Source organism: Ruegeria sp. CDSA141 (genome assembly GCF_059612005.1).
Map to the genome: position 1 here is coordinate 42,971 of NZ_JBXWPT010000018.1, position 24,181 is coordinate 67,151.

25 protein-coding genes and 1 tRNA gene are annotated in these 24,181 nt (G+C 54.9%); 6 read left to right on the forward strand and 20 right to left on the reverse strand.

The window, feature by feature from the left end:
- The 5 genes from betC to AC2FLP_RS18825 form a co-directional block, all read right to left on the reverse strand.
- Positions 1 to 1,527 (reverse strand): choline-sulfatase, encoded by a 1,527-nt coding sequence (gene betC, locus AC2FLP_RS18805; protein ID WP_496685473.1) that lies wholly within the window; start codon positions 1,525 to 1,527, stop codon positions 1 to 3.
- Positions 1,524 to 2,645, reverse strand: a complete 1,122-nt coding sequence (locus tag AC2FLP_RS18810; RefSeq protein ID WP_299898787.1) for an aromatic ring-hydroxylating oxygenase subunit alpha — start codon at positions 2,643 to 2,645, stop codon at positions 1,524 to 1,526. The genes betC and AC2FLP_RS18810 overlap by 4 nt, the downstream gene beginning before the upstream one ends.
- 383 nt (positions 2,646 to 3,028) lie before the next feature.
- Complete coding sequence (locus tag AC2FLP_RS18815) at positions 3,029 to 4,588, reverse strand: acetolactate synthase large subunit (RefSeq protein WP_496674067.1); 1,560 nt, start codon at positions 4,586 to 4,588, stop codon at positions 3,029 to 3,031.
- 144 nt (positions 4,589 to 4,732) lie between these two features.
- Complete coding sequence (locus AC2FLP_RS18820; RefSeq protein WP_299898783.1) at positions 4,733 to 5,230, reverse strand: hypothetical protein; 498 nt, start codon at positions 5,228 to 5,230, stop codon at positions 4,733 to 4,735.
- 48 nt (positions 5,231 to 5,278) lie between these two features.
- Positions 5,279 to 5,470, reverse strand: coding sequence for a terminase small subunit (locus tag AC2FLP_RS18825; RefSeq protein ID WP_299898782.1), 192 nt, complete (start codon positions 5,468 to 5,470; stop codon positions 5,279 to 5,281).
- A 516-nt stretch (positions 5,471 to 5,986) separates the two neighbouring features.
- Here AC2FLP_RS18825 and AC2FLP_RS18830 point away from each other — a divergent pair.
- Positions 5,987 to 6,211 carry a helix-turn-helix domain-containing protein gene (locus tag AC2FLP_RS18830; RefSeq protein WP_496685467.1) on the forward strand — a complete coding sequence of 75 codons (225 nt, stop codon included), beginning with the start codon at positions 5,987 to 5,989 and terminating at the stop codon, positions 6,209 to 6,211.
- Positions 6,212 to 6,536: 325 nt separating this feature from the next.
- Here the strand turns inward: AC2FLP_RS18830 and AC2FLP_RS18835 are convergent.
- Positions 6,537 to 6,622: transfer RNA gene (locus AC2FLP_RS18835), tRNA-Leu, on the reverse strand.
- Positions 6,623 to 7,203: 581 nt separating this feature from the next.
- Here AC2FLP_RS18835 and AC2FLP_RS18840 point away from each other — a divergent pair.
- Positions 7,204 to 8,130, forward strand: coding sequence for an MBL fold metallo-hydrolase (locus AC2FLP_RS18840; RefSeq protein ID WP_299898778.1), 927 nt, complete (start codon positions 7,204 to 7,206; stop codon positions 8,128 to 8,130).
- Complete coding sequence (locus AC2FLP_RS18845; protein WP_496685465.1) at positions 8,127 to 9,071, forward strand: MBL fold metallo-hydrolase; 945 nt, start codon at positions 8,127 to 8,129, stop codon at positions 9,069 to 9,071. The genes AC2FLP_RS18840 and AC2FLP_RS18845 overlap by 4 nt, the downstream gene beginning before the upstream one ends.
- Before the next feature lies 1 nt (position 9,072).
- On the opposite strand, the gene AC2FLP_RS18850 is transcribed toward AC2FLP_RS18845, so the two are convergent.
- From AC2FLP_RS18850 to AC2FLP_RS18915, 14 genes are all read right to left on the reverse strand, one after another.
- The gene (locus tag AC2FLP_RS18850; RefSeq protein ID WP_496685463.1) at positions 9,073 to 10,131 is read right to left on the reverse strand and encodes a YeeE/YedE family protein; all 1,059 of its coding nucleotides are present in this window, start codon (positions 10,129 to 10,131) and stop codon (positions 9,073 to 9,075) included.
- A 58-nt stretch (positions 10,132 to 10,189) separates the two neighbouring features.
- Complete coding sequence (gene hemA / locus AC2FLP_RS18855; protein ID WP_117869610.1) at positions 10,190 to 11,413, reverse strand: 5-aminolevulinate synthase; 1,224 nt, start codon at positions 11,411 to 11,413, stop codon at positions 10,190 to 10,192.
- Position 11,414: 1 nt separating this feature from the next.
- The gene (locus tag AC2FLP_RS18860; RefSeq protein WP_117869611.1) at positions 11,415 to 11,849 is read right to left on the reverse strand and encodes a DUF302 domain-containing protein; all 435 of its coding nucleotides are present in this window, start codon (positions 11,847 to 11,849) and stop codon (positions 11,415 to 11,417) included.
- Between the two features lie 81 nt (positions 11,850 to 11,930).
- Complete coding sequence (locus AC2FLP_RS18865; RefSeq protein ID WP_117869612.1) at positions 11,931 to 13,193, reverse strand: NAD(P)/FAD-dependent oxidoreductase; 1,263 nt, start codon at positions 13,191 to 13,193, stop codon at positions 11,931 to 11,933.
- 24 nt (positions 13,194 to 13,217) lie between these two features.
- Positions 13,218 to 13,925 carry a c-type cytochrome gene (locus AC2FLP_RS18870; protein WP_299898768.1) on the reverse strand — a complete coding sequence of 236 codons (708 nt, stop codon included), beginning with the start codon at positions 13,923 to 13,925 and terminating at the stop codon, positions 13,218 to 13,220.
- Positions 13,926 to 13,927: 2 nt separating this feature from the next.
- Positions 13,928 to 15,253: a c-type cytochrome gene (locus AC2FLP_RS18875; protein WP_496685457.1), complete on the reverse strand. Its 1,326-nt coding sequence runs from the start codon at positions 15,251 to 15,253 to the stop codon at positions 13,928 to 13,930.
- Positions 15,237 to 16,499 (reverse strand): sulfite dehydrogenase, encoded by a 1,263-nt coding sequence (gene soxC / locus AC2FLP_RS18880; protein ID WP_496685527.1) that lies wholly within the window; start codon positions 16,497 to 16,499, stop codon positions 15,237 to 15,239. Before soxC ends, AC2FLP_RS18875 begins: the two co-directional genes overlap by 17 nt.
- 25 nt (positions 16,500 to 16,524) lie before the next feature.
- A complete protein-coding gene (soxB, locus tag AC2FLP_RS18885; protein WP_299898764.1) occupies positions 16,525 to 18,222 on the reverse strand; it encodes a thiosulfohydrolase SoxB in 1,698 nt (565 codons plus the stop codon).
- An 87-nt stretch (positions 18,223 to 18,309) separates the two neighbouring features.
- The gene (soxA, locus tag AC2FLP_RS18890) at positions 18,310 to 19,155 is read right to left on the reverse strand and encodes a sulfur oxidation c-type cytochrome SoxA (RefSeq protein ID WP_496685455.1); all 846 of its coding nucleotides are present in this window, start codon (positions 19,153 to 19,155) and stop codon (positions 18,310 to 18,312) included.
- Between the two features lie 70 nt (positions 19,156 to 19,225).
- Entirely contained in the window at positions 19,226 to 19,555 is a 330-nt protein-coding gene (gene soxZ / locus AC2FLP_RS18895) for a thiosulfate oxidation carrier complex protein SoxZ (RefSeq protein ID WP_117869618.1), read from the reverse strand.
- A 36-nt stretch (positions 19,556 to 19,591) separates the two neighbouring features.
- Positions 19,592 to 20,008 carry a thiosulfate oxidation carrier protein SoxY gene (gene soxY / locus AC2FLP_RS18900; protein WP_117869619.1) on the reverse strand — a complete coding sequence of 139 codons (417 nt, stop codon included), beginning with the start codon at positions 20,006 to 20,008 and terminating at the stop codon, positions 19,592 to 19,594.
- A gap of 46 nt (positions 20,009 to 20,054) precedes the next feature.
- Positions 20,055 to 20,531 carry a sulfur oxidation c-type cytochrome SoxX gene (gene soxX, locus AC2FLP_RS18905; protein ID WP_299898760.1) on the reverse strand — a complete coding sequence of 159 codons (477 nt, stop codon included), beginning with the start codon at positions 20,529 to 20,531 and terminating at the stop codon, positions 20,055 to 20,057.
- Between the two features lie 131 nt (positions 20,532 to 20,662).
- Positions 20,663 to 21,241, reverse strand: coding sequence for a thioredoxin family protein (locus AC2FLP_RS18910; RefSeq protein WP_299898758.1), 579 nt, complete (start codon positions 21,239 to 21,241; stop codon positions 20,663 to 20,665).
- A gap of 14 nt (positions 21,242 to 21,255) precedes the next feature.
- Positions 21,256 to 21,996, reverse strand: a complete 741-nt coding sequence (locus AC2FLP_RS18915; protein ID WP_299898756.1) for a cytochrome c biogenesis CcdA family protein — start codon at positions 21,994 to 21,996, stop codon at positions 21,256 to 21,258.
- A gap of 80 nt (positions 21,997 to 22,076) precedes the next feature.
- Between AC2FLP_RS18915 and AC2FLP_RS18920 the strand changes: the two genes are divergently transcribed.
- From AC2FLP_RS18920 to AC2FLP_RS18930, 3 genes are all read left to right on the forward strand, one after another.
- A complete protein-coding gene (locus tag AC2FLP_RS18920) occupies positions 22,077 to 22,451 on the forward strand; it encodes a thioredoxin domain-containing protein (RefSeq protein WP_117869623.1) in 375 nt (124 codons plus the stop codon).
- Between the two features lie 100 nt (positions 22,452 to 22,551).
- Entirely contained in the window at positions 22,552 to 22,860 is a 309-nt protein-coding gene (locus AC2FLP_RS18925) for an ArsR/SmtB family transcription factor (protein ID WP_117872807.1), read from the forward strand.
- Positions 22,861 to 22,901: 41 nt separating this feature from the next.
- Positions 22,902 to 23,963 (forward strand): YeeE/YedE family protein, encoded by a 1,062-nt coding sequence (locus AC2FLP_RS18930; RefSeq protein ID WP_496685449.1) that lies wholly within the window; start codon positions 22,902 to 22,904, stop codon positions 23,961 to 23,963.
- The last annotated feature ends 218 nt before the right edge of the window (positions 23,964 to 24,181 follow it).

Sequence of the window (24,181 nt, forward strand, 5' to 3'; positions counted from 1 at the left end):
TCAATCCTTCGAAGGCGGATAGCGGTAGCGACTCGCGGCCACCGTCCAATCCAAGTTGTTGCGGACATACTGCTGACTTGCATCAGATGGTGGGTTGTAATCCCATGGCTCGCTGGCACCTGCTTCCATCGCGGCATGTAACGCGCGGCGTGATCTCTGCGTGGCGATAATCTTCTTTCGCAATTCACTACCGTCCCACCGTTCCGCGACTTCGGCTGCAAAGCGGGCTGCCGGGTCAGCATAGTCAGGTTCTGTGGCGACATTTTTTGTTTCCAGCGGGTCAGCGTTTAGGTCGTAGAGCTGCGGCGGATCGCTGTCGCAATGAATGTATTTTAAAGGGCCGCGCCGGATCATGATTACGGGATAGCCTGTCATCTCGGCACAATACTCACCGATGGCTTCATCAACTGGGTCGTATTCGCCACGGGCCAAAGGCATTAGACTGCGCCCGTCGATCGGTTCTCCGATCATCGTCTCATTACCGCCGCCAATATCGATAAAGGTCGGCAGCAAATCAACCAGTGACACTGCATTCTGCGTTGTCCCCACTACAACGCCCGGCCCGGCCATGACCAGTGGAACGCGCGCAGAGTGTTCAAAGAAATTCATTTTATACCACAGCCCACGTTCTCCCAGCATGTCGCCGTGATCCGCAGTTACAAACACTATGGTGTTGTCCAACCCGCCCGTCTCTTCGAGGGTCTGAATCAGCTCCCCGATCTTGCTGTCGAAGTAGCTGACATTGGCCAGGTAAGCATGACGCGCGCGACGGATTTCTTCGTCGCTGAGCGGCACATATGATGCTTCGATCCCATCCATCAACCGACGCGAGAACGGGTCCTGATCCTCCGTCACGGGTGTAAAGGACGGCATGTCGATCTCATCGTCCGAATAAAGATTCCACCATTCGGGCCGCGCAACGTAAGGATCATGCGGGTGAATGAAGCTTACCACCATCGCAAAGGGCGCATCGTTCCCACGTGCTTTGTCTCGGGCAACATCGAAGAGCCAGCGATTGGCGGCAAAGCCAACTTCATCGTCATAGTCGATCTGGAAGGTCGCATGGGCCAAACCGCTTTCCTTGACGGTCTGCATATTATGATACCACTTATCGATCCGCTCATCAGGCGCTTCCCAATCCGGGGTCCATGCGAAATCTGCGGGGTAGATATCGGTTGTTACCCTGTCTTCGAACCCATGCATTTGATCTGGGCCTACGAAATGCATCTTGCCTGAAAGGCAGGTCCTGTAGCCTAGCGATTTAAGGTAATGCGCAAATGTTGGCACCGAGGCTCTGAACTCAGATGCATTGTCATAAGCTGCAATGCGACTGATGTGCTGGCCCGACATAAAAGCAAACCGTGAAGGTGCACAGAGTGGAGAATTGCAGTAAGCCGCATCAAAGCGCATGCCGCGCGCGGCCAACGCATCAAGGTGGGGTGTCTTGGCAACCTTGTGCCCGTATACCCCAGTAAAGTGCGGTGCCAATTGGTCCGCCATTATCACGAGGATGTTTGGCCGCGTCACGCAGCACCTTTTGCGTAAGCATCCAGGACTAGGCCATGGAAGTGATGTACGGCGTGCTCGGACTTGCCGGAACCATCCGGGTCATTGACGATCCGACCTTGGGTGAACGCAGGTGTGTTCATCCCGCGCTGCACACTTTCGACAAGGCTGATATCTTCGACCTGAAGAACTTCGTCCAGATAACGAATTGCGTCCAACTCCATCGCGTCGGGTTCCGGCGTCTCAAGGAAGAAGTCATAAGTTTCAAGCGTCCGATCTGGCCCAACTGGGATGATGTTCAACACGATCATGCTTGACCGTCCCGGATACCGCATCAGGCAGGTCGTCGGATAGAGCCACCAAACCGCATGGGTTTTCACGGTGGCATTCGACACGTCATAAGCGGAATTCGGACTTGTGCCCGCGTCAGCCATATGGCTGGAGTAAATGCCGTAGGTCGTAACCTTGTAGGTATCCATATCCACGAGGTCACAAAAATCCTTGTGCGCTGTAGGACAGTGATAGCACTCTAGGAAGTTGTCCACGACGTTCTTCCAGTTGGATTTGATGTCATAGGTCAGACGATGGCCAAAAGTGAGCTGATCCACATCCGGTGCCCAATGGCGCACTTCGGTTTCCAAGTTGCCGGATTGTTCTGACAAAGAAGCTGCCATTGGATCCAAATTGACGAAAACAAAGCCGCAAAATTCCTCGACCTGCACTCCATCGAGACAAATCTCGTCTTTCCTGAAATCTTCGAGGTTTTCGGTATGTGGTGCACGGGCCAATTGCCCATCAAGCTTATAGACCCAAGCATGATAGGGGCACATGATCCGCGTTGTATTGCCTTCGCCCGACAGCAATTCATGCGCACGGTGTTTGCAAACATTATAAAAGGCACGAAGCTTACCCTCTTTATCACGCACAACTGCAATGGGTTGGCCGGCAATATCCACTGTTACATAAGATCCCGGCTCACGTGTTTTCTCGACATGACATACCCACTGCCAAGTTTTGGAGAGGATGGCGCAAAGGTCTGCGTCAAACCACTTGCGCTCGGTATAGGCAGCAGCCTGCAATGAGCTGGAGCGCGATGGATCAGCATGATAGCCAAAGAAAATTGTATCTGAATCAGTCATGATTGCGTCTCCGATGTTAGGTTAAACCTATTTCAAGTGGGATTCGGAGCTATGTTTTATCAGCCGCTAGTTTGATTATTTTCGCCAAGCATTTGGCTTTCGGGGACACCGTATTATTCCATCAGCATTGCATTTAGCTGACAAGCGAATGCTGCGTACTTGCCTGCACTTGTTCAGCGGTCATTCGTGCACATTGCAGCAATCGGCAAAATGGGCTCACTGCAGTCTTTCGCTGCACTCGGCGTGAACGAGTTCTACGCGGACAAAGCGGCAATTTCACCGCCGTTTGAACCATCGCAAAGTCTTTTCACAGCATCAACTTATACCGATCCGCACATTGCACCCCTAGTCTCATCTGCTCTTCAGGTTCCGTGTCACAATACTCATGCTGGCGGGGGACACACAACTTCGATCAGAGATGGACCGTCGCTGGAGAGACCGGCAGAGAGCGCCTTTGCAAAGCTGTCCATGTCATCTGCGCGTGTCCCAGGAACACCGTGGCCTTTCGCCAGAGATACCCAGTCCAGTGTCGGGTTCTCCACGTCAAACATAGCCTGTGCATTCTGACCATAGCTCGCCACACCGACATTTGTGAGTTCATCCCGCAGAATTTGATACCCGCGGTTTGCAAATACGATCACCGTGACGTCGAGATTTTCCCGCGCCATAGTCCACAGTGATTGTAGCGTGTACATGGCCGACCCATCCCCAGTCAGTGCTATGACTTTTCGGTCCGGGCAGGCGGTGGCCGCACCCGTTGCGCAAGGCAAACACAGCCCAATCGCGCCGCCGGTGCCAGCAAGCAGATCATGCGGGCGAGCGGTGGCTGTCGGTGGAATGACGTAAAACCCGGACGTCACGGATTCATTGCAGATGATCGCATTTTCCGGGATCAATGCTGCCAACGCCAAACCAACTTTTTCGAGGGTTAACTGCCCGCTGGGAACGTCCGGCAGATCGAGCGGATGGGTTTCTGCCACCGTTTTGCTTGTGACCCCAACCGCGTCGGCGAGCGCTTGCAGCGTCCATTCGATATCATCTGTGGGCGTGCACAGGTCCGTAATGGGGCAATTCGGCGGTTCGGGCACGCTCGGTTTCCCGGGATAGGCAAAAAAGGCGACTGGCCTGTCTGTGCCAAGCAGAGTGATCGAAGACGTTGCATCAAGCTGAGCGATCTTGGGCGATATCGGATAGACCAGTTGGTCTAGCTTTGCTGTTCCTGCGCCTTTGGAAATGCGCGGTATCAGAGTATCGGCCAACAACCGGCACCCTGTCTCGGCAGAAATTTTTCCAGCCAGTTCACGCTGCAGCCCAAACAGGGCTGATCCGCCAATCATCAGCGCGGCGTTCGGCGTCACAAGACGGGCTGCCGCGGCCTCTATGTCGACTATTGACGGTCGATGGAGGCTTTCTCCGATGTCCAAAAGGTTTGCCGCTGCGTTCGCTTCGTTCCAAGCTGTGTCGGCAGGCAAGACAAGCGTCGCGACCCGGCCGTTTTGCGACCGGGCGGCCTGAACCGCAGCCGCTCCATTCATAGCCACGTCGGTGGAATTGGATGACACGCGCGTCCAATGACTGACCGCTTGGCTGATACCGAGGATGTCTCCCTTCAAAGGGCTTTCGTACCGGAGGTGATGCGTTGCGTGATCACCCACGATGTTCACGATCCCGGACCCCGCTTTCCTGGCATTGTGCAGATTGGCAAATGCGTTGCCAAAGCCAGGCGCAAGATGCAGCAGCGTGCCCGCAACATCACGTTTCATGCGAAAAAACCCATCCGCCGCACCCGTTGTTCCGCCTTCAAACAAGCAAAGAATGCAATTCATCTCCGGGTGTTCATCCAAGGCAGCAACAAAGTGCATTTCCGAGGTGCCGGGATTTGCGAAGACTGTATCCACGCCATTGTTCAAAAGGGTTTTTACGAGTGATTGAGCGCCGTTCATATTTCCTTAGCCTGATTTCAATAGTTCAATTGAGGACAATGCTCGCACGAAAAGGCCTTCTTTCTAAACATTTTTTCCTCTCGGCACGACCCTTCGCCACGAAAGGTACCGCAGCCGTTCGCGACGTGGAGCAGTCTCCGGACTTCAGGCCATTCCTTTTGGCGGAGCCAGAACTTGGAGCGAAAGCAATCGTACTTGAGGTGAGATAGGCACGGCACGGTCCTGCATCTTGATCTCAACGCCCGGCTTGGTTTCCTTCACGCCATCGAACAGGAGGCGCGCAGCAGGGCTGAACTTGCGGGTGTCGGCCATGCGGGTGATTTCCATCCCCATGCCGGAACACTCGGGACAGGCCGGGTTTGGTGGATCTGTGAGGCGATAACCGTAGCCGCCAGCGTCGTCAGGGATGCGCGGATCTGCGATTGTACCTGACGTGGCGGCGTCTCGCAGGTCGCCGTCCGAGAACATCGAGAAGATCACTTCGGCCTTGCGCTCCGTGAACTCCCGTTCTGTTTTCCACTGGTACTGATGGTCGCTGCCGTAGCAGTAGCGGCAAGGCGCGATGATGTGCTGTGTAAGCTCGTTGGGGTCTGCGAGGGCGATTTGGGCCCAGAGGTTCACAATGCCCTCTGCATCCAGCATGGCCTTGCTCTCGACCTGTTTGCGGCCCTCAGCGATGGCGCGGGCAACCTAAATATTGCTTAACAATCGCGAACCTTGGGCCTCTGCTGATCCCTCTGCATATCCGGCGTCGGTTGCGGCCTGTTTCGCGTTTGGATCAGCGATGTAGGCAAGCACAAAGGCCCGCTGACGCGGGTTCAGGCCGAATTTGTCGAGCCAGGCGGTGTCTGCCAGTGCTGGATTGCCTGTTGGGCTGCTCATCCCGGGGGTGGTGCCTCTTGCGCCTCAAAACCGCCCGCAAAACAGGCCAAAAAATCTGCATTAAGCAACAAAATGTAAACGCAAAAACCTTAGCACCACCACCAATGTATTTGTCTAGCTCTTTCATTAATGACTTCCGACTGACTTCCGACCTGACTTCCCGACCGAATACTCGGATGGTGCGTTTTTATTTGCGTCATGTTCACTTCGTTGCTGCATATTGCGACACGTTTACTTTTTGAATGAGACAAAGGAGAACGGCACATGAGAAAGGCCATTGGTCGAGAAAGTGTCTAGCCCTGAGCTTACGATCCACCAATGCAACAAAGCGTGGAAATGGCACTCATCAAACGGATCAACCCCCAACAAGGTTCGTCGAACCTGCAGCTCTCAACCGATGCTACGCAATCTCCCACAAGGCCCAATTGACAGGCTCCAATGCAGATACGGCTCACCGCACAGCAAATCCCGTAGAAACCGCCAATGCGGGCTCCACAATGGCTCCAAAGATCGATCATGAAGATACGCATTAAAGAAATCCGGCAAGCCAAAGGGCTTACTCAGGACGAACTTTCAGTGAAAGTTGATTTATCTCGATCTTATTTGGCGCAATTAGATAAGGGGACACGTCAACTCTCCACCAAGAAGCAGCCTATTATTGCCGCAGCCCTTGATGTGGAGCCAACTGAGATCGTAGATTTCAGCGCACCCGACAAAGACGACGAGGCGCTTTTTCTCTAGGCGTTCCGTGCCCTTTCCCCCGAACAGCGAAAAGCTTGGCTCGAATGGGCGAATATAGCTAAGGGGTCCGCCCTGGAAAAAGAGTGAATATTCTATACGCAATGCCAACTGGACCAACCGATCTTGTGCACCGAGAAAAACTGCAAATTAAAGATTCACCGGGGCACGGACTGCAAGAAGGTGAAGGTCGAAGATCTGGAAAACCAGATCGAAGGAAAGGCCGCATAATCGGCGGGTATGAAAACCCAGATGTGGGGCAGAATGTGGGGCAGCTTAGGTTTCCCTTTTTAATTTCCTTATTTTACAGGCGTTTAAAATAAAGTTTTGGTGCGGGCGGTGGGACTCGAACCCACACGGGCATACGCCCTTCAGATTTTAAGTCTGATATGTCTACCATTCCATCACGCCCGCACGGCGCAGTCCCCAAAGAACGTGCAATTTCCTTACTAGCACAGCGGGATGAGAACAATGCGCTTTGACACAGATGGGGCAGGATTTTTTGGTGGAAAGCCGTGCCCCCTGTCTGACGCCGCCGTCAATGAGCGGCAGAGCCCCTCCTCTGATCAGAAGTCACATACCAAGCGATTCATGGATCTATCCGACACCGTCTTTTCCTCAGCGGAATCTTCTACAATCCAGACCGGGCACGAAACAGGATCGAAGAACGGAGGAAACACAGCAACACAAGACGCACGGACGGTGCAATGGGGCACCGCCCGCCAGCGTAGGAAACCTTCGTGTCGACCGACCAAGGTCACGAAGCAACAACCAAACTGAATCATTCGAATGAGGCTGATCAGGAGATGAGCGCCTGCAATATGTCTTCCAAACGCCCTCTGCAATTGCGGTCTCACAGGTAAAAACGATCTGCGAGACAACTGCAAATCGCTTCAAATTACCCAGGCATTCTACATTCCATAGGGTCGAAGAATGACATCCATTTCACAACTTTCATCGTTTACAAATAATAACATTCATTTTAATGATTGTGAATGGATCGAATTTCTTTTTCTCGACGCAGTTTCATGTTCAATGCCACGTGCCTCGCGGCACTTGGAGCTCAAGCCAGGATCGTACAGGCAGAGTTGCAGCTCGGTCCTTCAGCCCGAATTACAACCCTGTCAGACGGACACCTGTCATTGCCACCTGATGTTGTTTTCGGAGCCATGCCCAAAGAAGAGCTCGAACAAATCCTGATCCGCAGTCAAGCGGACGCCACCAAGTACGAGCCAGAGTGCAACCTCACGCTCTATCGAGATGATGAAAACACCGTGCTTTTCGATGCTGGAGCGGGGCCAGACTTCATGCCCACGTCCGGCAAACTGGCGGAAACTTTTGAAAAAATCGACCTGTCACCCGAAAGTGTCACGCATGTGGTTTTCACCCACGCACACCCTGATCATATCTGGGGTGTTCTGGATGATTTCGACGACCTTCTTTTCCCAAATGCGACGCACCACATTGGGCGTAAAGAATGGGATTATTGGTGGAACCCCTCAACGGTGGACACGATTGGCGAAGATCGCACCGCGTTCGCGGCCGGTGCCAAGCGGCGATTGGAAGCAATTGAGGATCAGGTCGCGTTCTTTGAGGATGGGCATGAAATACTTCCGGGTATTGCTGCACGGGCAAGCTTTGGGCACACGCCCGGTCACATGGCCTTTGAGCTTCGAAATGGGAATGAGTCGGTGATGGTTGTCGGCGACGCGCTCGGAAATCCTCACGTGGCTTTTGAACACCCCGATTGGCACAGTGGAACGGATCAGGATCCCCAGATCGCCGCAGCTGCGCGTTACTCATTGCTGGATCAGGTTTCGGAAGAGAAAATGAGAATAGTTGGCTTCCACCTGCCGAACGGTGGAATTGGCCGCGTCGAAAAGACCGGCTCGGCCTACAGATTCATTGGAGAGGCGTCATGATTCGATCACTCGTGATTGCGGTTGCTTTCGTCACACCAGCTTGGGCAAGCGAGGATATTGCAGACCAGTATCCGCAAAGTGTTCTGTATTCCAAGCCGGTCGAATTCATCCCTGGCGTCTATTCCGCCATTGGCGCAACCGCTCCACCGACCTACGAAAACTCTGGTCACAACAACAACCTGAGCTTCATCGTGACCGGTGAGGGCGTGGTCGTTGTCAACGGCGGCGCGGCCTATGTCCTTGCCGAAGCGCTTCACAAGGAAATTCAGGCGATTACGGATCAGCCGGTCACGCTTGTCTTCAACGAGAACGGTCAGGGGCACGCGATGCTTGGCAATGCCTACTGGTCAGAAAACGGCGTTCCAATCGTCGCCCATTCGGATGCAGCAGCTGAGTTCGAGGAGTATGGCCCTCAAATTCTGGAGGGAATGAAACGATACAATCAGGACAAGGCAGAGGGAACGTTTCTGGCAGGCCCAACCGAGACATTCGATGATGAATACGTGGTTGAGATGGGCGACTTCCGGATCGAAGCCAAATACCTCGGACCGGCCCACAGTCCCGGCGATATCTCGATCTGGTTGCCAAACCAAAGCCTTGTCATCGCGGGTGACATGGCGTTCCACGAGCGCATGCTGCCGATCTTTCAGAATACCTATACCGCGGATTGGCTTGAAACATGGGACAACGAGTTCGAGGCTTTGAATGCCACATATGTCGTACCCGGACACGGTCATCCTACGAACATGGATCAGGTGCGCCGCTATACACGGGATTACCTGTTATACCTGCGAACCAAAATCCAGGAGCATATGGACGCGGGCGGCGATTTGACTGAAGCCTACTATGTCGATCAGTCCCCCTATGCCCATCTGGACACGTACGAGGAGCTGGCAACAAAGAATGCCGGGCACGTTTTCGAGCAGATGGAGTTCGAGTAACTCAGGAATGCTGCAGTACCGGTAGCCGCATCAAAAACCTGTGCGTGCCTATCGCCCCAACCCACATGAAGAAAACGGCAAGCCAGGCTGTCAATGACAGGGCGGACCCGCCTGAAAGTCCGGCGCCCACGGCGCAGCCTCCGGCCAGCATCGCTCCGAACCCCATGAGGACAGCTCCGACCAGGTACCGTTCCATCGGGGTATCCGAGCCAAAGCGTTCAATCCTCCACTCGCCAGTAACAATAGCAGATCCTGCTGCGCCAATGGCCACGCCGGGAACAAGGCCGATACCGAAAGACAGCACGACATTTCGCTCTGAAACCAACGCCATCAGCGTGTCTGTGGCAGGGCCGGTAAACGTCACTGAAGACACAGGTACGAGTTCGAAAGAAGCTTGCGCGATGGAATATGTCATAAACCACCCAAGCGCCACTGCCCCGCCAACTCCTGCGGCTGTCACGATCTTTGCAGGTGCGACATTCCTATGAAATGCAAAAACAATTGCCAGAACAAATCCAATTGCGGCAACGGCTGCATAGGTCGGTGGCGAAAGTCCGATTATTTCTGAAAGATCGCGCTGTGCGCCTCCTGAGATGGTCCACAGACCGGAAATCGCTTCACGGACCGGGCTGAGAACACCTGTGTAGGCCGCCTGGGCCACCAAGGTCAAAACCAGTCCTGTCACGAGGGCACGCAGATTGCCGCAGGAGGCCAAGACCAGCAGGCGAGATGCGCATCCGCGCGCAAGAACCATGCCTATGCCAAACATCGCCCCACCAATTACCGCGCCGCTAAGGCTTCCGGTTGACGCGATGGCGCGTGCTACTGAAAGGTCCAGCAATTCAAGCGAGACAAGCGCCTGTACCAGCGTTAGTGCTGCGGTAAAGGCGATCAGCCAAACCGCCAAACGGGGACCAAACTTACCTTCGGCGACTTCGACAGTCGACGCTCGCAAACAAAAGTGAGATATCTGAGTCGTCACGCCGAACAAGATACCGACGAGCACTCCGGCAAATGCCAAGGCGCCCGGGTCTCCCAGTAGATCGATGAGCCTCTCCATGAACAGAAATTCTCACTTGGTTGCGTGTGCGTCCTTGTCTTCGGTCAAGTTATCCTCGTCATTGCGCGGCCATCGGCCTGCGCGCCAATTGGCATTGCGTCCATAACTCACCCAATGCGGATACCAGACGGTCGACGTCTTCAGAGGTGTGCACCGGCGACGGCGTAATCCGCAGACGCTCCGTTCCTTTGGGAACAGTTGGATAATTGATGGGCTGGATGTAAATCCCATAGTCACGCATCAGTATATCAGAGATGAAGCGACACTTGACCGGATCGCCGACCATGACCGGAATGATATGGCTTGGGTTTGGAGTATGGGGAATACCCTGATCGTCCAGCCTGTCCCGGACTTCGCGCACCCGCTTTTTGTGCTGTTGTCGCTCTGCATTGCTTTGCTTCAGGTGCTTAACCGAAGCCGCAGCACCTGCTGCCACGGCCGGAGGCAAAGCAGTGGTGAAAATAAAGCCGCTGGCAAAAGATCGGACAAAGTCGACAAGTTCCTTCGACGCCGCGATGTATCCTCCGACCACGCCGAACGCCTTGCCCAACGTACCTTCAATCACGGTCAGGCGGTCCATCAGGCCCTCGCGCTCGGCAATGCCTCCGCCGCGCGGACCGTAAAGCCCGACCGCGTGAACTTCATCCAGATAAGTCATCGCGCCATATCGGTCCGCCAGATCACAGATCCCGGCAATCGGTGCAATGTCGCCGTCCATGGAATAGACGCTTTCAAACGCAATGAGCTTGGGCGCATTTGCAGGCAAGTCCGCAAGGTGTCTTTCAAGGTCCGCAAGATCGTTGTGCTTCCAGATCCGCTTTTGGCAACGACTGTGACGAATCCCCTCGATCATCGAGGCATGATTCAATTCGTCGGACAAAACCGTGATGCCAGGAATGCGGGACGCCAGGGTTCCCAAGGCGGCCCAGTTGGATACGTAACCGGACGTGAACAGCAATGCCGCGTCCTTGCCGTGAAGGTCCGCAAGCTCCTGCTCCAACAGCACATGTTCGTGCGTGGTTCCCGAGATATTCCGCGTTCCCCCTGCCCCAGCACCACTTTTGTCAATCGCCCCGTGCATGGCTGCGAGGACTTTTGGGTGCTGACCCATTCCCAGATAGTCGTTCGAACACCAGACAGTGACTTTTTCGGGACCATCCCCTGTGTAACTGCGCGCCTTTGGAAACGCGCCGCACTGACGTTCGAGGTCCGCGAAAACCCGGTAGTTTCCTTCTTCTTTCAGGTGACCAAGTTGATCACGAAAATACTGCCGGTAGTTCATTTCAGTCCCCAACAGCCTCTTCAACGATCTCGGACAACAGGGTCTGGACCTTTTGCATTGGGCCGTCCGGATAGCTTCGGTATCCTACCTTCACCCCGTCATCGCCCTCGGTCACGAAAATCCCGTATGGGCAATAGCCGATATTCATCGGATCAGCTTCCATCACCTCACGCGAAATCTTTGCCGAGCAAAAAATAAAGATGTCCGCTGCCGCGAATATCTGTTTGTCGCTGCCGACATCAGCGCCCGTTCGGTTCAACATTTCCCCAACGTGGCTCACATAGTCGATGACCAGCCCCTGCCCGACAATGGCGGATTCGACGGCAAAGGTGGCATCATCAAAACTTCCGTCAAAGGGAGCAGTGATGATCTCTTCCGCGAGTCCCTGACTTGCGGAGACTGCAAAAAAAGCGGCCGTAACGATAAAATGCTTCATGGTTTTGATCCTCCTCCTGAGCCGCATTTTCTCAGATTGAACTTCAGGGGCTTTGACCAGTGTCAAAACCCCCGAAAACTTCTATCCGAACATGTCCGAGGTGATACCGGCATACCAACCCAGCGACTCTTCGTACGTTGCTTTTCTCAGATCGGCATCTTCGCCGGTCTGGCTGATGAAGCCGTCGACTTTGGCGATCTTTTCGGGCGTCGCCTCGTAGGTTGCACCAACCTTGACGCCATCATCTGTGTCGATCAGCGACCAGCAGGTGTTGGAAAACTTGGCCGGGAACACCTTGGATCCGGTCAACGCGCCCCGCACTGCATTCGCACAGACTTTCGCCTGGCTGTTGGCCGAGAAACCGGATTTCGGCATGTCACCCTGCTGGCTGGCATCGCCAAGGACATAGATGTCCGGATCAGCCTTGGAGGACATGTCCGCGGCGTTCACCGGCGCCCAATTGCCGTCGGTCACTCCGGCCATTTCCGCAATAAGTCCGGCTTTCATCGCCGGGATCACGTTGCAGACGTCGACTTTGGTCTCTTCTCCGTCGATGGTCACCGTCATCGCGTCCGGGTTTACCGAGACATTGCCGCCACCGAAGTCTTCGCCGATCCAGTCGACCATGCCTTCATAGTGGTTCGCCCAGCCTTCCTGGAACAATGCCATCTTCGAAAACTTCGGCTTCGGATCTGCCACGATGATTTTCGCAGTTGGGTTGTTTGCTTTCAGAACATGCGCAACCATCGAGACCCGTTCATAGGGCCCGGGCGGGCACCGGTACGGGTTTGGTGGAGCAACCATCGCAAAGGTACCGCCTTCCGGCATCGCCATGATCTGTGCCTTCAGAAGTTCCGTCTGAGAGCCCGCCTTGTACGCATGCGGCATCTTGTTCTGCGCCGAGACATCCCAGCCTTCAACTGACCCGTCGACAAAATCGATACCAGGGCTCAGGATTAGCTTGTCGTACGGAACTGAGCCACCACCCGCCAGCGAAACAGTCTTGGCATCGCGATTCACGCCGACGGCCCAATCGTGGACCACGTTGATCCCGTATTCAGCTGCAAGCGTGCCATAGCTGTGGGCGATATCCGAAAGTTCCTGAAACCCTCCCAGATACAGGTTTGAGAAGAAGCAGGTGTAGTAGGTCCGTGACGGCTCGATCAGCGTCACGTCGATCTCACCTTTGCTGTCCTTGGCGATATAGCGGGCTGCAGTAGCGCCGCCTGCGCCGCCGCCGACAACAACGACCCGGGGTCTGCCCTGAGCCAGAACCATCGGCGCAGATAGTCCGGCTGCCACCACCCCGGTGGCTCCTAGAAATGTACGTCTATTGAGTGTCATCGCGTTTCCTCCCCTTAGGCACAGTCACTCTGGATTATTGAAGTAGGCGGCCAAAGCCGCAATCTCGTCATTGCTCAGCCTTCCGGCGATCATTTGCATAACCGGATGTGGCCGCTGTTTGTCCTTGTATGCGTGCATGGCGACAACAAAGTCCTCGTCGGGCCAATAGACGATCGATGGGATACCTTGGTCACCCCCTTTGATCTGGTGGCACGTCGTACATTCGCTGCTGAGATATGCGCCGTATTCGGGATCTCCCTGAATCGCCAGGATTGCTGGATCGACGGAATGATCCGTACCTTTCGCGGTTGGGTCCGCTTCGGGAATATCACGAGGATTGTCTGAAAACGCCCGCAAATAGGCAATCACGTTGGCACGGTCTTCCGGGTCTTTCAGGCCGCCAAAGCTCATCCTTGTACCCGACGCAAATGCACGTGGATTTTCGATATAGGCCGACAAAGTGTCAGCGTGCCATTCCAGACCTGAATTTCCCGCGCGCACAAGGCTCTTGGAATAATTGAAACCATCGAGACCCGCGGCCTTGCGCCCAAAGACACCATTCAGATGCGGGCCGATTTTGTTTTCAGCTCCTTCGCCAACCTGATGGCAGCCTGTGCATTTGGCGAACACTGTTTTCCCGGCCTCGGCATCACCAAGGTCTTCGGTTGCGTAGGTCGATGTGGCGAAAGCCGCCAGAACCGCCGCGCACGCCACTATGTTCGACCACCGCATGATCAGCTTCCGAACGATTTGAGGTAGACAATCACGGCCTCAATATCATCCGGCTTCCTTAGCCCCGCGAAAGACATTCGCGTGCCCTTCATGTAGTCCTTGGGTTTTGTCAGGAAGGCCGCCATTTCCTCATCCGTCCAAACAAGGCCGGCCTCGGCTGCGGCTTTCATTGCCTTGGAGTATTTGAACCCCTCGACCGATCCTGCATTGGACCCGACAATCCCGTTCAATGCCGGCCCGGTGCTGTGCTTTGCACCTTCACCCACCTGATGGCAGGCTTTGCACTTCTTGAAGACTTTCTCTCCGGCGGCAACCAGTTCGGTCGCTTCGTCAGTCTTTTCGGCTTCTTGAAGGGCCGGTTCCGCCGCGGCTTCTTCCTCGGGCTTTGGTGCTGCGGCCGGAATGAACGACGGGCCGTCCGCAGTGAATGTCGGCAGCCCCTCCACGGTGGCATCATTCATCACCGAGTTCGACCCACCTTCTGGCGGCGTCTCGACCAGAAAAACAGAGCGCATCGTGACAGCGGCCTCTGCCTTGCAGTTCTTCATGCAAGGTTCTTCGCGCCATTCAGCGTACTCGGTCTCGGGTCGCGTATCGACAACAAAACCGTCCTTGTTGTACATCTCGAATTCGGCAAAGTTTTCGTTGCTCAGTTCGAAATCGTCATCCACCAAATCATTTGAATACAGGATGTATGCAACAATCGCATAGGTCTCATCCGCGGTCAAAGTGCCTGCCTCACCAAATGGCATTGATCGGGAAATGTAATCCCAGGCGGTAGACAAATGCGGCCAGTAAGACCCTACGGTCTTCACGGGATCTTCGTTTGCAAGCGTGTCGAACCCGCCGGCAAGAACGGGCCAGTTGTCCACACCTTCAGCAAACTCGCCGTGACATGACGCGCAGCGGTCGGCAAACACTTCTTCCCCGGTCCAAACGTCGCCCGAACCGACCGGCAAGCCACGTCCGTCCGGCAGAACATCAACATCCCAGGCCGCGATCTCCTCCTCCAAGGCGGGGCGTCCAATCCCATATATGCCACCACGGCTCGGTGCAGGTGCGGTCAGGTTCGCCCCATTTGCTAACCGCTCCTCAGCAGCAGCCTGAATTTCCTGGACTTTGAGATCCAGTTGGGCTGCCCTGTCGGCTTCTGCCTGTGCTTTTGTTTGTGCGGCTGCTGCGTGGGCCTCAATCTGACCCACCCGGGTTTCCAAAGTTTCGATTTTCGATTGGCCGTAGTTTCTGTTGGCAAAGACCAACGCCCCCGCAAGCACCAACGCTGTGCCGCCGAATACCGGCAGGAAAACATGACTAAGAGACTTCGACATTCTCAGCGATCCCTTCTGCGCTTACGTACCACGTCTGGATACAGTTGTTGTGATAGACCGAGTTTTCCCCGCGCTTTTCGCGCAGCTGGTCTTTGGTTGGCTGTACGTAGCCGGTCTCGTCTATTGCTCGGGCCTGTAGGAGCATGGGTGCCCCGTCCCAATTCGTGTCGAGATAGAAACGCGACAAAGCCTTGGAGTCGCCCTGCTTGCCAAGGCGTGCCGTTTCCCACGTGATGCCGCCGTCCTTGGATACATCGACACGGGTAATCTGTCCGTGGCCTGACCATGCAAGCCCTGAAATCACCAGCGGCCCGGGCCCATGTTTGATCGGCATTTGCGGGCTGGGCGAGGTTATGACGGATTTCGCATCCATCACCCAAGTCCATTTCTGGGCTGTGCCATCGGCATAAACATCGGTGTATTTCGAAGTTTCTTCGCGGCTTTCGACTGTCCTATCGACAACCTCGATGCGGCGTAGCCACTTGACCCACATGTTGCCTTCCCAGCCTGGCACGATCAGGCGCACGGGATAGCCATGCTCCATCCGCAGGGCTTCGCCATTTGCCTTGAAGGCCACCAACACATCATCCAGCGCTTTTTCCATCGGAATGGAGCGGCCATTGGACGACGCATCAGCGCCCTCAACATAGACCCACTTGTCGGGCGAGATATCGGCGCCTGCTTCCTGCAACAGCGTGCGCAGCGGAACACCGGTGTATTCCATATTGTGAATCATGCCGTGGGTGAATTGCGCACCGTTGAGTTGCGCGCCTGCCCACTCCATCCCGGTATTTGCCGCACATTCGCAGAAATACACGTGGTTTTCGCGCGGGAACCGCTCGATGTCGTCGTAAGTTAATACAAGCGGGCGATCGACCAGCCCGTTGATCATCAGGCGATAGTCCTCTTTGCGCAGCTCAATCGCACCCGAATGGTGACGCTCAAAAGCACATCCCTGGGGTGTGATTGTGCCATCAAGCGCGTGGATCGGAGTAAAGTTGATCGACGAAATCGGAGAGGCGGTCAGCCATTCCACATTGCGGCGCACGACATGGGATTCATAGCTTATCGGCATACCATAAGGTGCCTCGTCAACGCCTGCACCCGTGTAAGACGCCCAATCCTGAAGCTCTGTTATCAGGGGGTCGGGCGTTTCTGCCACTGCCGCACCTGCAACTGAGCCCGCGGCGACCGCGGCGCTGCCTTTCAGGAAGGCCCGGCGGGACGGTTTGAAAGCGTCATCCATATCTCTTAAGGTCTCCATCTGTTTCTTATGCGCCGACGACATCGACGCTGGTGTTCTCTTGCACTGTTACAGTGCCTAGATTGCGAATGTGGTTTTCGACGACATCCCAGATCGGCGGGCCCTCGGTACCTTCGTTGACACTGGCCCACCCCGCCACAACGTAGGTTTTGGACGGATCAATCGCTTCACCTGTCTTGAGCAGGGTCATTTCGCTGATCCGCTGCCCTTGCGGCTTGGTCACGTCGATGCGGTAACCAAGCCCACCGACACGGACCATGTCGCCGCCCTGCTGATAGTAAGGATCAGGGTTGAACAGGTTGTCGCCGACATCCTCGAGGATCACATGGATGAATTCACCTGTCATTTCTGTGCGATATGCATTCGGGTAAGACATCGAGGTGACGTTCCAGATGTCCTCGCGCGTAATCTCCTGCCCCGGCAGGATCGACGGGCCCCATCGGACGCCAGGCGACATGGCAATGTCCGCCTCACGTTCTTTAAGCAGGGCGTCGCAGATCAGATCATCCCAAGTGCCGTTGAAATTGCCGCGACGATAGAGCAACGAGTCCGTTTTACCGATCACTTCGCTGAGCGTCGCCTCATACGGCGCGCGCTGCTCATCTATCAGAGCGGTGATCGCAGGATCCGGAGCTATAACATCAGAGAAAATCGGGATCAGCTTGTGCTTCAACCCCATCAACTGCCCGTCCCGTACATCCAGGTCCACGCGGCTGACGAATTTTCCGTTCGAGCCTGACGCGATGATATGTGTTTTGCCCACCAGAACCGGCTCGGGCAGCGCGTCATGAGTGTGGCCACTGAGGATCACGTCGATCCCCTGCACCCGGCCTGCCATTTTTTTATCTACGTCAAAGCCGTTGTGGCTGAGGACGACGACGACATCGGCTCCGGCATCGCGTACCTCGTCAACCATTGACTGCATGTTCTCATCCCGGATACCGAAAGAGTATTCAGGGAACATCCAGCCCGGGTTCGCGATTGGCATGTATGGGAATGCCTGCCCGATCACGGCAACTTTTGCACCGCCCCGGTCAAAGAACTTGTAGGGTTTGAACAATTCCGCAGGTTCATCCCATTCGGCATCAAAAATGTTCTGGCCCAAGGCTGCAAAGGGCAAACCTTCGACGATTTCGTTCACTCTGTCGCTGCCCAGCGTGAACTCCCAATGGAAGGTCATTGCATCAGGTTTCAGCGCGTTCATGACATTGACCATGTCCTGACCGGCCGTCTGGTAACAGGTGTAAGACCCGTGCCAGGTATCGCCGCCATCCAAAAGCAGGGCATCGGGCCGGTCCGCACGGATGGCGTTTATGACGGTAGAAACCCGGTCCAAGCCACCGACCCGACCATAGGTCTTTGCCAGTGCCGCAAAGTCGTCGTAGGTCAGCGCATAGGCGGAAGGGCTGCCATCTTCGATTCCGTAGGCCTTGCGGAACGCGGCCCCCGTGACGTGCGGCATCTGCCCTTTTGCCTCGCCGATACCAAGATTTATCTCAGGTTCACGGAAGAAAACCGGTTTGAGTTGCGCGTGAATGTCAGTGACATGGATCAGGCTGATATTGCCAAAGGTCTCAAACTCCAGCAGCTGATCCTGCGTCAGACTTTGCTGCGCTGCAAGTCTGGCCCAGTTGCCAAACCCGGATGCCCCGTACAGAGCCGATGCCGCCATTGAAACCTGCAAGAAGTCACGTCGAGAAATCATCTTTCAGCTTTCCTATAACACATATAAATGTGTGAATGTTGTTTTCATGAAAAACCCGCGCCGGGCATCGCCAACGCGGGTCATTCGTTACTGGCGCACAGCCGGAGTTTCGACTGAAAGCCCGTTGCTACGCGAGGCAACATAGAGCTCCAGCGCACGGAACTCGTCCGAACCTTCAGCAAAGGTTTCCGCCCGTGTATCACGAATACAACCGCGGAAACGATTGTGTCGCGAGATCAGCTTGGCCTGTTTCAAGCGGTAAGTCGGGAACCCGTTGATCATTCCCTGGCTCAGGTGATCCGCTCGGATCATGTTGCCCCAATTGTCTTCATGACAGTTGGCACAGCTCAGCTCCAACTGACCATAGCGGGTATAATACATTTCCTTGCCCTGTTCCCAATACGGGGCGGCATCACCGTCAATGGCAATATTCATGGGCATTCCGCGTGACTGCAGACCGATCAAAGCGACCATACCCTGCATATCTCCACCGGACCATTTCCAGGCGTCGGCTTCCATACGCTCCGTGCGGCACTCATTGATCAGATCTTCCATGACCACCAGCTTGCCGGTTTCGTCATCAACCTTTGGCATGGAAGCCTGCAATCCCGTGAAGCTCTCCACCCCGTCGTGGCACGACGCACAACTTTTTTCGGCAGCCCCATCAACCGTCTCAAAGAGGTCGGCGGCCTGGTCGACGAAGATCATCGCCGGATTGTCGAAATCATCGATCTGAAGGGCCTGGGTCTCATCCGTACGGAAATGCCAACCCGAATAGATCGTGTCCAGGTTTTCCAGATGCGCCGGAGCTTCGGTGACCGAGGTCATGTCCAGCTCGCCATTGATCACCAGATTGTCTTCGTCCGGTCCGGCCATTGCTGCCACTGGGAAAACCAGAACTGCCGCGATCGCCGTAAGTGCCTTAGTATTCATTTCGTTCCTCCCTTGGTGGACCAGCGCCAAAGTTCATGCCCGGCGCTGATCTGCCTTAGTGGTCGAGCCGTCAGGCGATCTCGATCGATTTTTTCTCGTCGTAGACAGAGCCGTCGTCATCGTACCAGGTGAATACGAACTCACCTGCCTCAGGCACGGTTGCCTCAAACTGGAAATACGGATTGGTTGAAATTGCCGGCTCCATCGTCACATCGACCACCATTTCGCCGTTAAACTCGCAGGTGAAACGGTTGATGATCGACCGAGGTATGACGTTGCCTTCTTTGTCCTTACGTTGTCCGCTTTCCATCTTGTGGCTGATCAGTGTCTTGATCGTGACGGTTTCGCCAGCAGCGGCTTTCTTCGGAACCTTGACGCGGGGTTTCACACCGGATGCCATTGGTTAGTCTCCTGTTCTTCGAGGCATGCGTGGCTATCAGCCGCCGCAGCCGCCGATTGTAACTTTTACGGTCGCGGATGCCTTGGCAAAACTACCATCTGCCATTTTCGCCACGGCAATCACGTCTTGCGTTCCCGCAAGACGGATGCGGGTTGAAGCGGCTTGTTCAGCAGCCAGCGGGCCGAAATTGAACGTTGCAACACCCGGTTCGGGGTTGCCTGCGGCCACGATCAGAATCGAAGTGGCACCCGGGGCGCTTACTTCGATCGGTACGGTGTTTCCGTTCTCGGCAATTTCAGGTGCCGTCAGTGTCACACCGCCGTCTGCCACATCCGCCCCACCGGTAAACGCGGCAATCGCATCCTCAGCGGCCGCATTTGCACGGAGCGGCATTATTGTCAGGAACGCGGCGCCCAGCCCAAGGGCCAGAGTCTCGCGGCGAGAGAGTTCCATTTTCAATCTCCTTTGAATCTTCGACAATCACGCTATGAAAGCGCGACTATTGCTCTTTCAGGGTCGCAAGAAACGCGACCACGTCCTCGATATCCTGCGCTGTCAGGATCGGCGTCAGTGGTTCAGTCGGGGCTTTGCCGGTATAGGCATCGCCCGGGCGGATATAACCGTCATTCTTATAGAACGCTGGCATTACCGTGCCTTCGAACGTCATTTTTGCATTTGCGACTAATCCGCGAAGCTCGGCCTCAGACCAACGATCACCAGCGCCATCCAGCGTCGGACCAACCTCGCCCTGGAATGGAATGTCGGCCAAAGCCGATACCGCGTGGCACGCCACGCAATTGCCTTTTGACTTATCGCCAACGATAAGTGCGCCGTTTGCCGCATCACCGGCGGCGCCGGTCAAAGACACCTCTACCTCACCATATTCACCATAGGTTACGTTTTCCGGGTCTGTCTCCGCTGCAAAAGCGGCACCCCCCGTCATTGCGCAGACCAATGTTAAGAGTCTCAGCTTCATGATCCCTCCCATTTGCTAATACGCCGACGGCGCCTTGCGACCCAAAGCATTTGTGTACCGTAGTCGACGAGTGCGGTTTGTCGCAACATTAAATTCATTACAATGAATTTTTTTATTTATAAGCCCGACCCTCAATCTTGCGAAACATTGTTTCGCTCCTGAATGCGTCGCGCGTGATACCGCTGGAAATCTTCACCATTATCAAGTTCGTACCGCTTCTCGTAGACCCAGGTGAAAAGGTCCAAAGTTGTTCCTTTGGCGAACGCTCCCGGCATAACTGCAACCGCAGCTTCAATGGCAGTGGCGTCCTCGGGCACCTCTTCGGGAAGAAAAACAAGGGTCGGGGTAAACAGAATCCCCCATTTGCGCATCAGCGCTCTTTGCTCGCTCTCTTCCCCATCAAAGTCGGTGGCCGTGGTGCTTCCATGCAAATCCAGTTGGACGACAAAGAAGTTCTCTTCGATGAACGCCGCCAGGTCAGGCTGGGGGAAAACCTCTTCATGCATTTTCTTGCAATAGATACAGCCCTGTTGCTCGATAAACAAAACCAACCGCTTGCCTTCATCTGACGCCTCTTCAAGATCCTCGCGAAGGTCTTTGAACGTGTCGCGCATCCACGGCGTTTTGTGCAACCCATCGTCGCCAATCTCAGCAGCGGAAACTGCCACGCCTACCAAGCATGCCATCAATACTGACAATGTTCGCTTCATGTTTTCCTCCCGTTTTATCCAATGGCTGCAAGCCAGGGCATATGGACCAGCATCCATTGGGCTACTTGATTGATGGAGTTGGTTGCGATCAGGACGCCGAACAGAATCAACAACGCCCCCATCACCTTCTCGATCAGAGGCAAATGCTTTCTGAACCGTGCCATCCACTGCATGAAGGGGCGAACCAGGAAAGCCGCCAGAACAAACGGCGCGGTCATTCCTACCCCGTAGACGAACAAAAGAACCGCTCCACGCCAAGCCGTCTCGGTTCCGGCCGCTGTAAACAGGATTGCAGCGAGCACCGGCCCGACACAGGGCGTCCAGCCAAAAGCAAATGCCAGTCCAAGAACATAGGCTCCGATCAGGCTCACGTTTGATGTCTCGCCGACGTCTGCCCGAAACTGTCGATACAGGAACCCGATGCGAATCAGCCCAAGGAAATGCAAACCCATCGTCACGATGATGGCTGCCGCTATCCAACGAAGGATATCGAAATATTCGCGAACAAGTTGTCCGAATATCGAAGCCGTGGCTCCGAGAGCCATAAAAATCGTTATGATCCCCGTTGCAAATGCGATTGCAGCAAGCGTCGCTCTGCGGCGAACGTTGCCGGAAATAGCTGAATTCGCAGAAATCTGCTCCATCCCGACACCTGCCAGATAACTGAGGTAAAACGGCACAACTGGAAGGATGCAGGGGGACAGAAATGACAACAGCCCAGCAACCAGAGCTCCTGCAAATGTAATGTCGAGCATGGTCAAACCTGTCCTGGCGCACTATCATTCATACATTCAAAGTAATAAAGATATGTCGCCGCGGTCAATCGGAGCTTGAGATGCGCCACCTTTTTCTGCTTGTACTTGCGATCACGTTGTTTGTGTCTCCCAAGGCTCTACGGGCGGAAATGACACTTCTGATGGCAGAAGAAGATGGGTGTATGTGGTGTGCCCGCTGGGATGCTGAAATCTCGGGGATCTACCCGAAAACACCGGAAGGAAATGCCGCCCCGCTTCAGCGCGTAGACATCCATGCATCCATGCCGGATGGAATCGAACTGGGAAGACCTCTGTACTACACTCCAACCTTTGTCTTGCTGAACAACGGCCGCGAAGTCGGCCGGATCGAAGGGTACCCCGGTGAAGACTTTTTTTGGGGTTTGTTGGGCGTGCTGCTACGTGACGCAGGGGTACAGATTGAGACCTCTGGATAAACGACGGCAAATTACATAAACTGTTTTGAATGCGTGAAGCTGAGAAAGCGAGGCGATCTTGTTGGATAAACCATCGAAACTGCCAGTGTTCACAAAAGACATGTGCGCAGAAGATCTGGACCAGATGATGGAGAATGCGCAAACGGCATCAAACTTCCTGAAGGCTATCAGCCACGAGGGGCGTCTGATGATCTTATGCTACCTGTCCTCGGGCGAAAAGTCCGTCACCCAGATGGAAGAGATGCTGTCAGCGAGACAGGCTGCGGTATCTCAACAATTGTCCCGACTGCGTTTCGAAGGTTTGGTCAAAACACGGCGTGAAGGTAAAACAATCTACTACAGATTGGCTGATGATCGATCGACACAAATATTGGAAGTTGTGTACGACCTCTTCTGCAGGCAGAAGTAAACGCCGATCAAAACGCCGCCAGCTTTGGGAGGAGACTGGCAATGTTCGAAGCATTGGGAGACGCAAATACCGTTGCTCTGATCGGTTTGATTGGTGGAATCGTGTTGGGACTGGCCGCGCGTGTCGGCCGATTTTGCACGTTGGGTGCAATCGAAGACTATCTTTACGCAGATGATGACCGGCGACTGCGCATGTGGGCAATTGCGATCGGTGTTGCAATTGTCGGAAGCCATACCGCAATGGCGTTTGGCTGGCTTGACCCTATCGGAACACGCTACCTTGCGCAGACCTGGAACCCACTCGGGTCGATCGTGGGTGGCCTCATGTTTGGTTACGGAATGGCCATCAGCGGAAACTGCGGCTATGGCGCGCTGGCAAGGTTGGGAGGTGGCGACCTTCGATCCTTCGTCATCGTTCTGATCATGGGTCTTTCAGCGTATGTCGTAATGTCAGGTCCCTTGGCTTATCTGCGGGTTTGGGTCTTCCCAGTGGAAATGGATCTCAGCGACCCTCAGAGCATCAGCTTCCTTGGCGAACGGTTGACCTCTATTCCAGCCTGGCTCATCGGCTCTGCTGTCGGTGTTGTTTTGGTGATATTCGCTTTGGCGAACCAACAGTTCCGCCGCGCTCCGAAACACGTGTTCTGGGGATCTGTGGTTGGGCTGGCGATCGTTTCAGGCTGGCTTGGCACGAATTGGGTGGCGACACAGGGTTTCGACGGTGAGCCGGTGCAAACTCATACCTTCGCTGCCCCCCTGGGGGACACGATGTTCTACCTTATGACGGCGTCCGGAAACACTTTGTCTTTCGCAGTCGGGTCAGTCTCAGGAGTTCTCATCGGCGCGTTTTTGGGATCTTGGTCAAAAGGCCATTTTCGCTGGGAAGCATGCGAAGATCCACGTGAACTAAAGCGACAAATGCTGGGCGCAGCGATCATGGGACCGGGAGCGATCATCGCAGTAGGTTGCAGCGTCGGACAAGGCATATCCGCCTTCTCGCTTCTGGCCTACAGCGCACCAGTTACATTCGCTGCGATCTTTGCAGGCGCAGCGCTTGGATTGAGACAGCTCGTTTCCGGACTGTCCTTCATAACTGAGCGCTGAGTTCAGAACACTATTGAGCCAAATGCCGTAAGAGCCGTCAGTGATACTGATCGGCCCTACATGCGAAATGCAGTTTGATATTTGGAGTATGACCAGATCATTCAGCGGCGCGCCCGAAAGAGTGCTTCAAAAAAGCACCGGCATTAGGTTCTGGACCTATTAATTTGGTTGCGGTCGACTTGGCTGCGTGATTCAAGCCCCTGAGTTTCAGGGGTGTA

Coding starts and splice junctions, on each gene's coding strand:
- AC2FLP_RS18865 (WP_117869612.1), bottom strand. CDS start 13,193: ATGACACTCAATAGACGTACATTTCTAGGAGCCACCGGGGTGGTGGCA.
- soxA (WP_496685455.1), bottom strand. CDS start 19,155: ATGAATACTAAGGCACTTACGGCGATCGCGGCAGTTCTGGTTTTCCCA.
- AC2FLP_RS18920 (WP_117869623.1), top strand. CDS start 22,077: ATGCGCCACCTTTTTCTGCTTGTACTTGCGATCACGTTGTTTGTGTCT.
- AC2FLP_RS18870 (WP_299898768.1), bottom strand. CDS start 13,925: ATGCGGTGGTCGAACATAGTGGCGTGCGCGGCGGTTCTGGCGGCTTTC.
- AC2FLP_RS18815 (WP_496674067.1), bottom strand. CDS start 4,588: ATGAACGGCGCTCAATCACTCGTAAAAACCCTTTTGAACAATGGCGTG.
- AC2FLP_RS18830 (WP_496685467.1), top strand. CDS start 5,987: ATGAAGATACGCATTAAAGAAATCCGGCAAGCCAAAGGGCTTACTCAG.
- AC2FLP_RS18825 (WP_299898782.1), bottom strand. CDS start 5,470: ATGAGCAGCCCAACAGGCAATCCAGCACTGGCAGACACCGCCTGGCTC.
- AC2FLP_RS18820 (WP_299898783.1), bottom strand. CDS start 5,230: ATGCTGGATGCAGAGGGCATTGTGAACCTCTGGGCCCAAATCGCCCTC.
- hemA (WP_117869610.1), bottom strand. CDS start 11,413: ATGAACTACCGGCAGTATTTTCGTGATCAACTTGGTCACCTGAAAGAA.
- AC2FLP_RS18925 (WP_117872807.1), top strand. CDS start 22,552: ATGTGCGCAGAAGATCTGGACCAGATGATGGAGAATGCGCAAACGGCA.
- AC2FLP_RS18860 (WP_117869611.1), bottom strand. CDS start 11,849: ATGAAGCATTTTATCGTTACGGCCGCTTTTTTTGCAGTCTCCGCAAGT.
- soxY (WP_117869619.1), bottom strand. CDS start 20,008: ATGGAACTCTCTCGCCGCGAGACTCTGGCCCTTGGGCTGGGCGCCGCG.
- AC2FLP_RS18845 (WP_496685465.1), top strand. CDS start 8,127: ATGATTCGATCACTCGTGATTGCGGTTGCTTTCGTCACACCAGCTTGG.
- AC2FLP_RS18930 (WP_496685449.1), top strand. CDS start 22,902: ATGTTCGAAGCATTGGGAGACGCAAATACCGTTGCTCTGATCGGTTTG.
- soxB (WP_299898764.1), bottom strand. CDS start 18,222: ATGATTTCTCGACGTGACTTCTTGCAGGTTTCAATGGCGGCATCGGCT.
- AC2FLP_RS18840 (WP_299898778.1), top strand. CDS start 7,204: ATGGATCGAATTTCTTTTTCTCGACGCAGTTTCATGTTCAATGCCACG.
- soxX (WP_299898760.1), bottom strand. CDS start 20,531: ATGAAGCTGAGACTCTTAACATTGGTCTGCGCAATGACGGGGGGTGCC.
- soxC (WP_496685527.1), bottom strand. CDS start 16,499: ATGGATGACGCTTTCAAACCGTCCCGCCGGGCCTTCCTGAAAGGCAGC.
- AC2FLP_RS18875 (WP_496685457.1), bottom strand. CDS start 15,253: ATGTCGAAGTCTCTTAGTCATGTTTTCCTGCCGGTATTCGGCGGCACA.
- AC2FLP_RS18850 (WP_496685463.1), bottom strand. CDS start 10,131: ATGGAGAGGCTCATCGATCTACTGGGAGACCCGGGCGCCTTGGCATTT.
- soxZ (WP_117869618.1), bottom strand. CDS start 19,555: ATGGCATCCGGTGTGAAACCCCGCGTCAAGGTTCCGAAGAAAGCCGCT.
- AC2FLP_RS18810 (WP_299898787.1), bottom strand. CDS start 2,645: ATGACTGATTCAGATACAATTTTCTTTGGCTATCATGCTGATCCATCG.
- AC2FLP_RS18915 (WP_299898756.1), bottom strand. CDS start 21,996: ATGCTCGACATTACATTTGCAGGAGCTCTGGTTGCTGGGCTGTTGTCA.
- AC2FLP_RS18910 (WP_299898758.1), bottom strand. CDS start 21,241: ATGAAGCGAACATTGTCAGTATTGATGGCATGCTTGGTAGGCGTGGCA.